Here is a 15,080-nt window from a genome sequence, read left to right as displayed (position 1 = left end):
GAAGGGCGGCACCCTCGACCAGTGCGGGCGGTTTCTGCAACGGGAGAAATACAGGGTGCGGGTGTTCAACAGTATCGACTTTTCAAAATCCATGCACTACAATCCGCTGGCCTATATCAAGACGGAAAGCGATGTTTTGAAATTCGTTACCGCCTTGATTGCCAACACCAAAGGCGACGGCAAGGAGGGCGACGAGTTCTGGACCAAAGCCGAAACCCTCTTGTACTGCGCCCTTGTGGCCTACATCGTCTTTGAGGGGCCGGAAGAAGAACGCAACATGAATACGCTGGTGGAAATGATAAACAGCATGGAAGTCCGGGAGGATGACGAAACCTTCAAAAATGCGGTGGACTATATGTTTGACGGGCTGGAACGCCGCAGCCCCCAGCACTTCGCCGTGAGGCAGTATAAGAAATACAAGCTCGCCAGCGGCAAGACAGCCAAAAGCATTTTGATTTCCTGCGGTGCAAGACTGGCTCCCTTTGATATTCCCCAGCTTCGGGAGATCATGTCTTATGACGAGCTGGAGCTTGATAAGCTGGGGGACGAAAAATCGGCGCTGTTCTTCCTTATCAGCGACACGGACACCACCTACAACTTTTTGGTTGCCCTTGCTTTCTCGCAGATGTTCAACCTTCTGTGTGAACGGGCTGATAACACCTATGGCGGGCGTCTGCCCTACCATGTGCGGGTGCTATGGGACGAGGCTGCCAACACCGGGCAGGTGCCGGGGCTGGAAAAGATTGTGGCCGTCATTCGTTCCCGGGAGATCAGCCTGACGCTCTTTTATCAGGCTATGAGCCAGTGCAAGGCATTGTACAAAGACCATTCCGAAACCATCATGGGAAACATGGACAGTATCGTGTTCCTCGGAGGCCGGGAGGCTTCCACCCTAAAGGATATTTCGGAAAACTGGCTGGGCAAGGCCACCATCTCTATGCAGACCGAGGGCCGAAGCCGGGGACAGTCTGAAAGTTACAGCCAAAATATGCAGCGGCTTGGCCGGGAACTGATGACCACCAGCGAGATCACCACCATGCCCGGGGATAAATGTATCTTGCAGCTTCGGGGGCTCCCGCCCTTCCTGTCCCCGAAGTATGACTTGAAAAAGCACCCGAATTACAAGTACACAGCCGAATTTGATAAAAAGAAAAACGCCTTCCGCTTGGAAAGCCTGTTCCGCCACCGGCCATTGAGACTAAAGCCGGAGGACGAATACACGGTGTACAAAGTGGACGGCTCCGACACGGACGAAGAAGCTGACCTGTTGAATTTCGATGATCTGGACAGCGACGAATTTGTGTAACTTCGGGCCATGATGACCCGAAGCGCCGCCGATGTGGGCGGCTTTTTTTGTACCCAAAACCATCAAACAAACAAAATGGAGGAACGTATATGGAATTTTTCAATCAGGCAATCGACATTCTTAAAATTCTGGTCATGGCTCTTGGCGCTGGTCTGGCGGTATGGGGCGTCATCAACCTTCTGGAAGGTTACGGGTCGGACAACCCTGCGGCAAAAAGCCAGGGCATTAAGCACTTAATGTCTTCTATGTGAAAAGATTTTAAAGAGAAAATGCACATCCTACGCAGATAACATGACAATTTCATGCAAAGCGAAAGGAGACACCATGAAAATCGAATACACAAAAGTGGGAGACTATTATTTACCGAATCTTTACTACCCGGAGGAAACCAGACCGATTGGCTTATGGGGAATGCTTCGGAAGGAATATCTGAAAGAACATAAATCTGGAACTTATACATATCTTCTTCTGACCGCCAGGCTGGACAGTTATTTGGCAGATCTGAATGAACAGGCACAGGAACGCTTTGAATTGATCGAAACTCAGATGCGAAGTGCGGAGGGAGTTTCCGAGGAACTGAAGAGACAGAATCCTATGGAATGGCTATGCCACTGTAACAATATCCGCAACCGGGCTGCTGAGATCATCAAGCAGGAACTGATTTATGTATAAGGGGGATTCTAGATATGAGAAGAGAACTGATTGAAAGTTATTATGAAGAATACCAGCGGGAGCTGGAAAGATTTCTTGAATCTGACCCGGAGATGTTCACTCTGGAAGCAGAAATTCATCATTACATAGAAATACTGGAACCGGTCCTCAGAGATGGCGGACAGGAGATGTGGCAGACACTGGACAGGATTATTTCAGCGAAAAATGCAATGGAGGGAATTGTGGCAAAAGAAATGTATATCCGGGGATTTCTGGATTATGAAAGACTGGTGTGTGAAAAAGACAGTAAGATCTGAATAATCAGAACATAGACTATATATAACGAGGCTTTTATTGTATAGACAGTAAGAGCCTCATTTAATATAGTTTTCATAATAAAAAACAGGTGGTAGTACGTATTTGCTTTGTGTTATATAAGAATTGGTCTGGCTGAACAATGGTGAAAATTTACTATGATTTTACTTAAATCTGATTGAAGGATGAAAAAGTGATGATATCATATAGTGGGTTGATAGGGTTACAGAAAATGTATTCACAGAGGCAGAGAAGAAATAATGAAAGTAAAAAATGCAGATGAATTTTATAAAATATTAGAAAGAAAGGCTATATATCCGGTATTTCAGCCGATTGTAAATTTACAGACTGGAGATGTGGCAGGATATGAAGCTCTTAGTCGTATCGACAGGCATGATACGACTCTTATGATTTCAGATTTGTTTGTGATTGCTGAACAGGTAGGCTGTGTTTGGAAATTGGAAAAATTGTGCAGAAATAAAGCATTGAAGGCAGCGGCGAATAAACCAGAACATGCAAAATTATTTCTTAATGTAGATGGTAATATCATTCAGGATAAATCGTTCATACAGGGATTTACAAACCGTAAGGCTGCGAAAGCCGGAGTACCGTCCTGTGACATTGTATTTGAAATAACGGAACGGTCGGATATAGAAAACTATCAGATTCTGCAACAGATTATGAAGCATTATGCAGATCAGGGATATGAAATAGCTTTGGATGATGTTGGAGCTGGATATTCTGGTCTGAACCGTGTAGTAAATACATCGCCAAACTACTTAAAAGTTGATATAGAACTGGTCAGAGATATTCAAAAACATAAGAAAAAGGAAATTATGATGGAATTTCTGTTGCATTACTGTAATGAGACAGGAGCAATTCTGATTGCAGAAGGGATAGAAACAGAAGCAGAGTTGGAGTGTCTGTGTAGATTAGGTGTTCATTACGGACAAGGATATTTTCTTGGAAGACCGGACAGAACGTTCAAAAATGTAAGGAATGAGGCGATGTTGGTATTACGTAGACTGAATAATAAATCGTAATGAAAACTATATGTCAGCAGGTGAAAAATGAATAAGTCAATTATAACATTATAAAGATTTCCATTGATTTTTACACCTATTTTACACAAGCACTCACATAGATTTGATTTCTGTCTTCTATAATTGTATAGGAAAATGTAGATCTTATATAATAACAGGAGAGGAAAGAGAAATGAACGAGAATGTGAAAGTGGTTTTTGGTCTGATCGGTGGCCTTGCCTTGTTCCTTTATGGAATGAACAGCATGAGTGATGCACTTCAGAAAGCCGCAGGAGAACGAATGAAAAAAATCCTTGGATTTCTTACAAGAAATCCAATTATGGGAGCACTTGCCGGAGCACTTGTAACAGCTGTATTGCAGAGCAGTTCAGCGACGACAGTTATGGTTATCGGTTTTGTCAGTGCGGGACTTATGAGTCTTCCGCAGGCAATTTCTGTTATCTTTGGTGCCAACATAGGAACCACTATGACGGCACAGCTGATGGCATTTAAAATCAGCAATTATATTTATCCAATTATCTTTGTTGGATTTATTCTGAACTTTGTTAGCAAAAAAGAAAAGGTTAAAAATATCGGTATGGTAATTTTTTCATTCGGACTTTTATTTGAAGGAATTGAAATCATGGGTGAAGTCATGAAACCTTTGGCGGGAAGTCCGGTCTTTGTTGATCTGATGGGAAAAGTTTCATCCATTCCGGTTCTTGGTGTTGTACTGGGAGCGGTCATGACATTGGTTGTGCAGAGTAGTTCAGCTACGATTGCAGTTCTGCAGAATTTTGCATCACAGGCAGGACCGGACGGAGTAAGCAGTGTAATAGGGCTTACCGGTGCGATTCCGATTCTTCTTGGAGATAATATAGGTACAACGATCACAGCACTTCTTGCATCAATTGGACAATCTAAAAATGCAAAACGTACAGCAATTGCGCATAGTATTTTTAATATCAGTGGAAGCTGCGTTTTTATTTTCCTGGTTCCGTGGTTTGCAAAATTTGTCCAGTTTATTTCACCAAAGGGAAATGAGATTGATGTGATTTCAAGACAGATTGCAAATGCACATACAACGTTTAATATCGTCTGTACACTGGTCTGGCTGCCACTGATTCCGCTGATGGTAAAAATTGTTACAACAATCATCCGTGGAAATGACAAAACAGAGAAAGCAGCTTTTGAACCCAAATATCTGGATATGAAAGTGATTGAACAGCCGGCGGCTGCTATGGTTCTGGTATCTAAGGAACTGAACCGACTTGGAGAACTGGCAGAATCTCTGTTAAGTGATTTAAAAACGGCGATTGTAGCAGATGGAGACTCAAAAACTCATGGTTCGTTTATAGAAAATCTGGAGATTGTACATCAGTTACAGGACAGTGTGACAGAATATATTACCAGATTATTCGCAAGCGGAAACCTTACAGAACAACAGTCTGAGCAGACGGCAGGGTTACTGTATGTAAACAATAGTATTCAGAGGATTGCAGACAGATGTGAAGATATTGACCAGATATGTGAAAAAGTAAATAACAATGGAAAAAGACTGACCAGTGAAGCCTCCTCAGAAATGGAAGACTGCATTGATATTATCCAGCAGCTTTTAAAGAAAGCAATGGAGGCAATCCGTAAGGGTGATGCTGTAGTGGCTGAAACAGTTTTTAAAAATAAGAAAAAAATGCATAAAGCAGAGAAAAAATACAGTAAGGCACATTTAAACCGTGTAAAAAATGAGGTTTGTGATGCGTCTATGACAAGATATTTTTCTGGGATCATGTATAATTTTGACCGTATGGCAGATAATTGTGTCAGCATTGCAGAAGAAGCCTGTGATAATGTGGCTTTTATAAACCTTGATGAAGAGACGGGAAAATCAATGATGGAAAGAGGTGCAGTATAAAATGGTAAAGAAAAAAAACATCCGAAAATCTGCACTTCTGCTGATAATGATAATGCTGGCAACGGGAATAACAGCATGTGGAACCGAGGAAGAGCCATTGCCGGATCTGTCTGCTATGGGAGCTGTCACAGCTGTATCACGAGAAGAAGGGTCAGGAACCAGAGCAGAATTTGAGAATCTTTTGAAACTGCCTGAGAGTGATACAGGAATAGTTGTTGATTCTACAGAGAAAGTTCTGAAAAAGGTGGAAGAAGATAAAAACGCAGTTGGTTATGTCGCATATAGTTCCGCAACAGATACGAATGGAAAAATACTTCAAATCAACGGAGTTCTTCCTTCTGAGAAAACAATAGACAATAACAGTTATCCTCTTTGCAGGGATTATTATCTGGCTTATAATGGAGAACTGACAGATGTGGAACAGGATTTCCTGACTTATGTAAAGAGTAAAGGACAGGATATTGTGAAACAATATTGTATTCAGGCTGACAGTACAACAACATTCCTTTCTGACAAGTCAGAAGGAAAGATTCTGATTGAAGGATCCACTTCAATGGAACCAATGGTAAAAGCACTGGCAGATGACTATCAGAAACAAAATCCAAATGCTGAAATAGAAGTAAAAGCAACAGATTCTTCAAGAGGGATTACGGCGGTGATAAGTGGAGAGTGTGATTTCGCAATGTCATCCAGAGAATTAAAGGATTATGAAGCAGAGCTTCTGGAAACAAAAGTCATTGGAAAAGATGCTATAGCTATTGTGATAAATGAAGAAAATCCACTGGAAAATCTTACAATAAAACAACTTACAGGTCTGTACAATGGAACATATAAAAACTGGGATGATCTTTCCTGAGAAAAACGAATATAATATCTTACAAGCACTGACTATAACGGTCGGTGCTTCTTTTTTGGATTTTTTCAAAATTATCTGACATTCTTCAAATTCCCACGTGTGATTAGTGGAAAAATAATTTTTTCTGCAAAAGTACCGTCCAAATGCCCTCTGAAACTTGCTATTAGTGAGGGAATATTTCATTTATGCGAAAAAAACTTGCAAAAGGGGGTTGGTAAATACCGCTTCCCAGGCTTTATAGGTAGAGGAACAATTATTTTAAAAATTTTACCCCAAAGATGTCCGCTTTTGCCTGTCTCAGTACAGAGTATGTGAAGGGACTAACAAAAGTAAAAGAAAAAATGATAAAAATGCAAAAAAATATCACGAATCTTTTGCATCTTGCGAAGTCATTTGACTCTAGTAATCAGAGGACGTTTTGGAATGTTCCTTCGATGAACCTTGACAACCGATAAGTGCACCCTGGAAGCCTAACAGGAGTTATGCCATGACCTTTCTTTTTCTGAGAGCGAGCGAAATTATAATGACACTCCCGATGATGGGCGGCTGACCGAAGCCTTATGGTCAGTGACCTGCTGATGCAGGCAGAGGCAGTCTGAGACGGCTGCAGGTGACAGGGAAACGCACGCCAGACCGCCGGACGAATGAAACTGATGACAATGTTTACAGGGCAAAATGCCCGGAAAGGAGCAGTTTATGACAGAACTGAAAATGAAAGAAATGCAGTTGATTAACTGGTTTGGATGCCCGAATCTGATTTATACAAGGGAGAGAATCCATCTGGTTGCCATGCTTACAACAGATGAAGAAATGAAAAAGAATCTTTACAGGGTATGCAGATTCCTTGCAAGAGAAGAAATCGCATATCGGTATCCGATCATGTATGAAATGATCCGGAAAATATTTTCACCGGATGATACCAATCCACCGGAAGCATGTGCAATGTTTATGCCGGACGATGAAACAGATGATGAAGAATATGCAATGGCAGCGTAGCTGCGGAAAGGACAGTAACGATTATGAATAAAGTGGTTTTAATGGGAAGACTGACAAAGAATCCGGAGATCAAATATGCCGGAAAAGATAATGATATGGCAGTAGCAAGATATACACTGGCGGTAAACAGAAGATATAAACGTGACGGTGAACAGGAAGCGGATTTTATTTCCTGTGTCACATTCGGAAAGAGTGCAGAGTTTGCACAGAAATATCTTCACAAGGGAATGAGGATTGTGATTGGCGGTCGTATCAGCACTGGCAATTATAAGGACAAGGACGGGAAAACAATTTATACTACAGATGTGATCGTGGAAGAACATGAATTTGCCCAGAACAAGGATAATGGTGTTGGAGCTGATTCATCGGAAACACCGAAAACAGATAAGGACGGATTTATGGAAGCACCGGAAGGTGAGGTTCCATTCGACTAAACCGAAGTAAATGGTTGGAGAGGTTGCCCTTTGTCGGGGCATCCTCTTTTCCATTTTACAGAAGACATCAAAAATTACAGGTATTCAACCTAACGAAATCGTGATATAATCAAAATATGTTCAGATCTTATGGGCGTAAGTTATAACAGATTATGGAAAATGCTCATAGATAAAAATATGAAGCGGATAGAGATGCAGTACCTCACCGGGATCAGTGGAAATATTCTTGCCAGGATGGGAAAAAACCAGTATGTATCAATGGAGACGATTGAGAAGATCTGCAAGAAGCTGGACTGCACCGTTGATGAGATGCTGGAATTTACAGATGATGAGTAACAAGAGCAGACATGTCAAATTATTAAAACTGGAAGAATGCTTCAGAAGTCGAAAAAAGAAATTGAAAAAAGATAACACGCCGGATACGGCATAAATCTCTTAGCAACGCTAAGAGCGCACTTCTATACAGGCAATTCCATCTGCCTGTATCGTGCGACCTGCGGTGCTGTTCCCGATTTCAAGAAATCTCAAACCGGGAAATACAGCGAAATCAGAGATTTCGTACAAGGGGAAGATCCCCTTGCGGCACAGATGCCTATCCCTGATAAAGTTTGTGACTGAATATTTCAGATATAGACATATAAGGGGAAAGAAAGTGTGAAATCAAAATTTGTGGAGAGATTTTATGATTAGAAAAGCAATACTAAAAGATGTTAATTCGATTGAAGATACTTACAATGAGCATTTCCAGTATGAACTGAATCATACAGCCTTTACTGTATTTAAGAAAGGGGTTTATCCAACGAAAGATGATGCAGAACGGGCTATTTATGCTGGTGCTTTGTTTGTATATGAAGAAAACGGAACAATTGTTGGAAGTATCATTATTGATAAAGTTCAACCAATAGAATATGCAACTATTCCTTGGAAAGAAAAATTATCTGAAGATGAGGTAATGGTAATTCACCTTTTAATGGTACGTCCGAGTATGTCTGGTAAAGGAATTGCATCATCACTAATAAAATTCGCTACAGAATTAGCACAAAAAAATAGTTGCAGGGCACTACGTTTGGATACAGGAAGTCAAAATATTCCTGCGCTATCTTTGTATCAAAAAAATGGATTTGAAATAATTGCTAGTGCTTCTAAAAAAGTTGGAGATGTAATTGCACACAAAAACCATCTTTTTCTCGAAAAGATATTGTAGTTCGTAAATTCCAGTTTGAAAAATTGAGAAAATCGGAGTTTGAGGAGCATCACCGTTATGATTAGAGAATTACGGAAAGTGGATATAAATAAAGTTGCAGAAATATGGTTAGATACAAATATAAAGACACATTATTTTATCTCTGCTCAATATTGGAAAAGTAATTTTGAGTTAGTAAAAGAACTTCTATTACAGGCAACTGTCTATGTTTACGAGGATAAACAGGAAATACAGGGTTTTATAGGGTTAAGTAACGAATACATTGAAGGTATTTTTGTTTCTGCCAAAATGCAATCTCAAGGTATAGGTAAAATTTTGCTAAACTATGTAAAGGGAAAAAGAAACAAATTAATCTTAAATGTATATCAAAAAAATACACGGGCAATATCCTTTTATCAAAGAGAAGGATTTGAGATTCAGTATAGCGGTTTGGATGAAGCTACTGGAGAAAAAGACTATGTAATGGCATGGCAGCAGAAATAGAAATTCAAGTTTTAGTGTTTGGAAAATTATGACTTAGTGTGCAAGTTGGGAGAAAATATGGTAACGGAAAAAGAGAAAAAAGCATGTCGATTTATTGCCGAATGGCTATAAGATTGTGAGACAGTCTCTGGTAGATGATCTGGAGGGCGAAAAAAAGGTATGTTGGGAGACAGAAATTTTGCAGGATGATGATAGTGGATTTACTTATGAAATCAGCAGGTGTCTGTATTTCGATACCTGTAAGGAACATGGCTATGCAGAGTTCTGCAAAGTATTTTGCAACCATGACTGGTATGCTTATGGAGTATTAAAGCATCATTCGAGATTTATCAGAAAATCGACGATTGCCGAAGATGGAACTGTATGTCATGATACAATCGAGAAAGTAACAGAGAAACATTTTTTATAAAACCGAAAAATTGATTATGGGAGGAAATTGAAAATGGCGAAAGAAGAGAGATTTGAAAAAATATATTCTCAGGGAGCATTAACTACTACTGAGATATGGGTGGATAAGGAAACTGGTGTGAATTATTTATATCATGCATGTGGGTATTCAGGTGGACTGACTCCATTGTTGGACAGAGATGGGAAACCAGTTATTTCTCAGGCTATAAATAGATGACCTTAGAAACAGCAACTGTTATGGTAAGTAACAGCATCGTCACAATATGTATATGGTCGATTGGTGTGTGCGGTAATATACTATATTCAGAAAAACAATTCAGGAGATTTTTATGAGAAGATCAGGTTGGACAAAATGGTTGATCGTGATTCCGGCAATGCTAGGCATTGTGTTGGTGACCTATGTGCGGTATACAACGGATATCTGGGGATTTGGTGCATTTATCTGCCAGCTGATTGCAATTTTGGAATTGGCTTATGGTCTGCGAATTGCGATGCTGGCACAGAATAGAAAGAAGTCCTATCGGTTAACACCGGAAGAACGACATGAGTATGCACGGTATTTATATGAGAAGCAATATCACCGTTACCCTGCTGTAGCGAATCAGATGCTTTTGGTTATGGCACGGATGAGTGTACTCCTTAACAATTATGAACGGGCTGCACAGGAGCTGGCAGATATTCGTATAGATAAATTCAATCCAGCACAGTTGAAGTTGTATTATTACCTGAAAGTGGTTACAGCAATGGCAGCAGGAGATGCGACAGGGATTCAAGAGAGCCAGATGTGTTACGCAGGGATTCCGGATACTAAATGCACATATCCGTCAAAAGCAGAGCTTGCTATGTGGATAGAGCAGAGAGCGGCAGCGCAGATGGCAGAGGCACTGAAGAAGGCAGTGCCGGATAAAAAAGAGCATCCGATACGGATCAGTATCATTACTTTGGTTCTTGCGTATAGTACCTTCTTCTATGGATTGTGGTATGGTATAAAACGTGATATGGGATATGAAGTGAGATATCGTTTCGCAGAAATATCGATTACTGTTATTACAATCAGTCTGGCGGTTCTTTTGATCTGGGGGATCGTGAGTTTATACAGACACAATTGCCAGGCATTATCCATACAATTCGGTAAAAACAAAGTGGCATTGATAATTGTCTATGGAGCTGCTGCGATATTTGCACTTTTGATTATTGGAATGAGTGGTCTGAGTGTAGTGTTCGGAATGGATGGAACAGAAACGGTGACTGGTTGTGACAGCAAATATACGTATATAACTGTGCAGGAAGATTATGGTGGTGAACGGAGATACAGAACCAATAATCCATTTGTTATGCAGAGTATGGATGGTCTGTGGTGGTCTTCGGATACAATAGATGAAGAAGATAATCAAGAAGAGGATACTACAGAATTACCGGATTTGGATACAGAGAATTCAACAGATTCAGAGGATATTCAGAGTGGAAATACCATAGAAGATTACGAGACAGAAGGGCAGCATGATGGTCTGACAATTCAAAATGCAATGCTGGCAGTTTATAATTACCTTCAGGAGCAGAATACACTTCAAAATATGGCGTTCAGTTACACGGCGAATGCAAAGGGAGAAGTCTATGCTGTCGTCAGCGAAACGCAGGAAACAAAGAACGGTAATACGGTAAATGTGAGATACTGTCTGTACGATAATGGTTCCAAGACAGATGCAGATGGTAATTCCTGCGAAGAACTGGTGTTAGAAAAAGTATATCCGGATGGCAATTACGAGACCGAATTGGTAGATTTTTATCTGGTAAATGCAGATACGATGCAGGTGACAGACGAACAGAAGAATACGTGGTAAAATAAATTCTGGGGAAGTAGGTGCATTGTATGACAATGAGAGAAAAAATAAAACTATTATCGTAAATGTTTCAAGCGGACTGGGTTCTTTTGGAAGTATGCAAAAGGACTCCAAGACATAAGAGGTGAACTGCGCTGATCCAGGTGCCACGGCAACAGATTTGAATGTCGACGGAGGAAAGCAAACAGTACAGGCGCAATCGTAAAACTTGCAATGATTGATAAAACCGGACTAACAGTAACTTTTATTAGTCGATTTGGAAATATGCCTTGGTAATCAACAATTCCGGTTTTACTGACTAAGAAAATGAGGAGGATTCATAATGAGTGAGAAAACAGAGATTACTTTTATGCAAACAAGACTAATCCGGCTTGCTTCAGAAGAGTGGCATTTACCTGTTGAACAGATTATCCACTTGTTTAAAGAAGCCGATGTTCTTGGATATATAGAAAAATGCTATGGGATTTTTCATTGTGAAGGCGATGAAGCTGTGCTTGAAGATATTACTGAATTTTTGCAAAGAAAGGGGATAGAGATTAGTGCTTGAGTTAAAAGATGGATTTGTTCTCTATCATGGAAGTTATTGTGAAGTAAAAGAGCCAGATCTTGCCAAATGTGCAAAGAGAAAAGATTTTGGACAGGGATTTTATTTAACCACATCAAAGGAACAGGCAGAAAGTTTTCTGAGAACCTCAATAGCCAAAGCCATCGCAACCGGAACAATTGAAGAGGGGCAGAAGTTTGGATATATTTCAACTTTTGAATTCAAACTTTCAGAAAATCTTGAAACGCATATTTTTGAAAATGCAGATGTGGACTGGTTACATTGTATCGCCGCTCACCGAAAGAAAAAAATGTTTATTGAGGTTGAACGTGAAATGGCAAAATATGATATCATTGCAGGAAAGATTGCGGATGATGCAACAAACGCTACTCTTACCGCTTATCTTGCGGGTGCTTTTGGGACTGCAGGTGATAAAGTAGCAGACGATTTCTGTATCAGACAGTTGCTGCCGAATAAATTGAAAGATCAATACTGCTTTAAAACTGAGGCAGCTATTGAGTGTCTGAAATTTGTGAAAGGTGAGAAGATATGGCTGAAGTAACAATTCCAAAGGAAAAAATGAATTATACAATCGACCTTCTGATCACTATGGTGACAGATGAAATCGCAGAAGAGACAGGCAAGGACAGAAACGAGGTATTGACAGATTTTTTGTGTTCAAAGACAGGAAAAGCACTGTATGATGAGAAGACAAAGCTGTGGTGCACTGGTCCGGCATATATAGCTGAACTGTATATGGAAGAATTAAAGAAATCCTGATATGGGATGTGAGTTTAAATTTATACGACAATGGTGACAAAGACTTTCATTCCAAGGAGCAACAATTAAATATTTCAAAAACGCTGAGGTCAGCATTTCCTAATCACAGGACAACGACCTCAGTTTTTTATACCCAGGAATCGGCATTCATGAATAAGCCGGTTCTTTTTGTTTACAGAAAAAAGAAGGAGTACAAGAAAATGAGCAGAGCAAAAAATCCAAAGTATGAATCCATGTCATTGGAGGAACTGAAGGCCAACATGGAAAAGAGCAGACAGGAACTGGAGGCAGCAATTCACCACAAAAACATTCTGGAGCAGCGGAAGAAGCTGGTAGAACGCAGGGAACGTTCCCACCGGCTGATTGTCAAAGGGGCAGAGTTTGAGAAAGTATTTCCGCTGTCCAGAGATCTGGAACAGGAAGACGTCCAGGACATGATGAATCAACTGCAGAACAGCAGTTACAACAAGAGTATTGTGCGGCAGGCTCATATAGCCGCCTTACACAAAGATCAACAGCAGATTGCAGAAGCAGTAAAAAAGACAGAGAAGGGAGATGACAGTTAATGGCACTGTATCATTTTTCAGTAAGGAATGTATCCAGAGGGAAAGGGCAGATGGTGGTCGCTTCCGCAGCCTATATTTCCGGGCAGAGGATTTTTGACAGTTATTACAACAAGATACACGATTATACGAGCAAGTCAGGTGTGATATTTACAGAAATCCTGACACCGGAGTATGTGCCAGAGCGTCTGACTGACAGGGAAACACTCTGGAACGAGGTGGAGCATGTGGAACGGAACAACAAGGCACAGCTTGCCTATTCGTTTGACATTGCACTGCAGAATGAATTGACACTTGAGGAAAATATCAGACTGGCAAAAGAGTTCTGCCAGGAGCAGTTTGTGGCACGTGGCATGATCGTGGATCTGGCAGTCCATGAGGGAAAAGCGGAAAATGAAGAAGAACCGGATAATCCCCATTTCCATGTGCTTGTCCCAATCCGTCCTTTTACAGAGGAAGGAATCTGGGGCAATAAGCAGAGAAGGGAATATATTCTTGATGAGGATGGAAACCGGGTGAAGGATGCCAAAGGAAAAGATATGTTCAATGCTGTTTCTACTACCGGATGGAATGATCCGGAGCTTTTAAAAGAATGGCGGCGGGCATGGACAGAGAAAGTAAATGGGAAATTCAGGGAGTGCCACATGGCATCCAGAATCGACCACCGTTCCTACAAAGAACAGGGGATTGACCTGATCCCGACCATCCATGAGGGATATGAAGTCCGGGCAATGGAGAAAAAGGGAATCAAAACGGTGATCGGAGAATTGAACCGGGCAATCCGGCAGTTTAACCAGATGTTTATTTCTCTGAAAGAATCCATTCAGTGGATGAAGACAGCTTATGAGGAAATGAAAGCAGAGCTGGATCGCAGGCAGAACCCGACACTGCTGGAAAGCCTGCAGGATTATTATGATAAAAAGACACAGGGCAGACCACCACTTCCCAATTTTTATGCGGAGATGAAACAGAGAGGTAAGAATCTCTCCAATTTACAGGAGTTTGCAAAATCCATCAGTTATCTTCAGACACATCAGATAGAAACGATGGATGACTTGCAGGAACGGATTGAGGAACTGAACGGTGTTGTTTCTGTCAGTAAAAAAGAAATTTCTGAAAAGCGGAAACAGTTAAAGGAACTTGAGAATCTGGAAAAGATGGCAGAGGTAATAAAAACAAATCAGCCATTGATTGATGAGTATAACCATTTCTATTTTCAGAAAAGACGGGAGAGATATTATCAGCAGCATAAAAAAGAAATCAATTATTACCGCAAATGTGAACGGGAACTGAAACAACATCTGGATAAAAATGGAAAAGTGCCAACTGCCAGATGGAAACGGGAGAAAGAAGAACTTCAGGCGGGGATCGAAGAGCTGAAAGCAGATAATCAGCCGTACCAGGAGGAACTAACTTTTGTGAAAAAGGTACAGAGCTGTGCGGATATTGCCAGACGTGACCGGGAAATGGCAGAAGCAGATACTTCCGGGCGTTCAGAAGAAAAAAGGGAGAAGCAGGTGAAGTTCCCGACATTTTACACAGTTCAGGCGAAAGAGATTCTTGAAGAAAACGGGAAAGCAGAGCAACAGCCGTTGAACCAGTCGGAGCAGAATCCAGAAAAGAAGACCTCTCTTCTGAGAAAACTGGATGAAAAAAAGAAAGAGTGTGCAGAGCGTGATGCAAAACAACAGGCAGTGAAGAAAAAGCGAAACTATGACATGAGTTTATAACAGTCTGTCAGCAGGACAGACGGGAAAGGATGAGC

At 40.9% G+C, this 15,080-nt stretch carries 19 protein-coding genes and 1 pseudogene; all 20 read left to right on the top strand.

From position 1 onward, the window contains the following. On the top strand, positions 1-1,306 hold a 1,306-nt coding region (locus OCV61_RS07105), incomplete at its 5' end, for a VirD4-like conjugal transfer protein, CD1115 family (protein ID WP_158421282.1). An 89-nt stretch (positions 1,307-1,395) separates the two neighbouring features. Further along, a pseudogene (locus OCV61_RS07100) lies at positions 1,396-1,548 on the top strand (Maff2 family mobile element protein); the annotation flags it as partial. Positions 1,549-1,630: 82 nt separating this feature from the next. After that, complete coding sequence (locus tag OCV61_RS07095; protein WP_015543451.1) at positions 1,631-1,978, top strand: TnpV protein; 348 nt, start codon at positions 1,631-1,633, stop codon at positions 1,976-1,978. 14 nt (positions 1,979-1,992) lie between these two features. Continuing rightward, positions 1,993-2,274, top strand: a complete 282-nt coding sequence (locus OCV61_RS07090; protein ID WP_003864601.1) for a hypothetical protein — start codon at positions 1,993-1,995, stop codon at positions 2,272-2,274. Between the two features lie 258 nt (positions 2,275-2,532). Beyond that, entirely contained in the window at positions 2,533-3,315 is a 783-nt protein-coding gene (locus OCV61_RS07085) for an EAL domain-containing protein (protein ID WP_003864600.1), read from the top strand. 172 nt (positions 3,316-3,487) lie between these two features. Continuing rightward, the gene (locus OCV61_RS07080) at positions 3,488-5,206 is read left to right on the top strand and encodes a Na/Pi cotransporter family protein (protein WP_020944839.1); all 1,719 of its coding nucleotides are present in this window, start codon (positions 3,488-3,490) and stop codon (positions 5,204-5,206) included. A gap of 1 nt (position 5,207) precedes the next feature. Then, positions 5,208-6,062 (top strand): substrate-binding domain-containing protein, encoded by an 855-nt coding sequence (locus OCV61_RS07075; protein ID WP_015543454.1) that lies wholly within the window; start codon positions 5,208-5,210, stop codon positions 6,060-6,062. 696 nt (positions 6,063-6,758) lie between these two features. After that, positions 6,759-7,058, top strand: a complete 300-nt coding sequence (locus tag OCV61_RS07070; RefSeq protein WP_015543455.1) for a hypothetical protein — start codon at positions 6,759-6,761, stop codon at positions 7,056-7,058. Between the two features lie 23 nt (positions 7,059-7,081). After that, complete coding sequence (locus OCV61_RS07065; protein WP_003864594.1) at positions 7,082-7,492, top strand: single-stranded DNA-binding protein; 411 nt, start codon at positions 7,082-7,084, stop codon at positions 7,490-7,492. A 159-nt stretch (positions 7,493-7,651) separates the two neighbouring features. Further along, positions 7,652-7,828, top strand: a complete 177-nt coding sequence (locus OCV61_RS07060; protein WP_330382896.1) for a helix-turn-helix domain-containing protein — start codon at positions 7,652-7,654, stop codon at positions 7,826-7,828. 346 nt (positions 7,829-8,174) lie between these two features. Further along, the gene (locus tag OCV61_RS07055; protein WP_003864592.1) at positions 8,175-8,696 is read left to right on the top strand and encodes a GNAT family N-acetyltransferase; all 522 of its coding nucleotides are present in this window, start codon (positions 8,175-8,177) and stop codon (positions 8,694-8,696) included. Positions 8,697-8,753: 57 nt separating this feature from the next. Next, positions 8,754-9,179: an N-acetyltransferase gene (locus tag OCV61_RS07050; RefSeq protein ID WP_158421225.1), complete on the top strand. Its 426-nt coding sequence runs from the start codon at positions 8,754-8,756 to the stop codon at positions 9,177-9,179. Positions 9,180-9,273: 94 nt separating this feature from the next. Next, positions 9,274-9,588: an L-2-amino-thiazoline-4-carboxylic acid hydrolase gene (locus OCV61_RS07045; protein WP_040466130.1), complete on the top strand. Its 315-nt coding sequence runs from the start codon at positions 9,274-9,276 to the stop codon at positions 9,586-9,588. Between the two features lie 33 nt (positions 9,589-9,621). After that, positions 9,622-9,804, top strand: a complete 183-nt coding sequence (locus OCV61_RS07040) for a DUF6440 family protein (protein ID WP_003864586.1) — start codon at positions 9,622-9,624, stop codon at positions 9,802-9,804. 112 nt (positions 9,805-9,916) lie between these two features. After that, a complete protein-coding gene (locus OCV61_RS07035; RefSeq protein ID WP_003864585.1) occupies positions 9,917-11,428 on the top strand; it encodes a hypothetical protein in 1,512 nt (503 codons plus the stop codon). Positions 11,429-11,750: 322 nt separating this feature from the next. Next, the gene (locus OCV61_RS07030) at positions 11,751-11,975 is read left to right on the top strand and encodes a DUF3791 domain-containing protein (RefSeq protein ID WP_003864584.1); all 225 of its coding nucleotides are present in this window, start codon (positions 11,751-11,753) and stop codon (positions 11,973-11,975) included. Next, positions 11,968-12,534: a DUF3990 domain-containing protein gene (locus OCV61_RS07025; protein WP_020944841.1), complete on the top strand. Its 567-nt coding sequence runs from the start codon at positions 11,968-11,970 to the stop codon at positions 12,532-12,534. The genes OCV61_RS07030 and OCV61_RS07025 overlap by 8 nt, the downstream gene beginning before the upstream one ends. Continuing rightward, entirely contained in the window at positions 12,522-12,752 is a 231-nt protein-coding gene (locus OCV61_RS07020; RefSeq protein WP_003864582.1) for a hypothetical protein, read from the top strand. Before OCV61_RS07025 ends, OCV61_RS07020 begins: the two co-directional genes overlap by 13 nt. A gap of 200 nt (positions 12,753-12,952) precedes the next feature. Further along, on the top strand, positions 12,953-13,318 hold the full coding sequence (locus OCV61_RS07015; RefSeq protein ID WP_015543456.1) for a DUF3847 domain-containing protein: 366 nt from the start codon (positions 12,953-12,955) through the stop codon (positions 13,316-13,318). Next, positions 13,318-15,045 (top strand): MobQ family relaxase, encoded by a 1,728-nt coding sequence (gene mobQ / locus OCV61_RS07010; RefSeq protein WP_003864580.1) that lies wholly within the window; start codon positions 13,318-13,320, stop codon positions 15,043-15,045. The genes OCV61_RS07015 and mobQ overlap by 1 nt, the downstream gene beginning before the upstream one ends. Positions 15,046-15,080: the final 35 nt, after the last annotated feature.

Origin of the sequence: Blautia ammoniilytica (assembly GCF_025566965.1) — a bacterium.
Classification (GTDB): Bacteria; Bacillota; Clostridia; order Lachnospirales; family Lachnospiraceae; genus Blautia_A; species Blautia_A ammoniilytica.
Note: the sequence above shows the minus strand (reverse complement) of the source record. Positions and strands in the feature narration are given on the sequence as shown.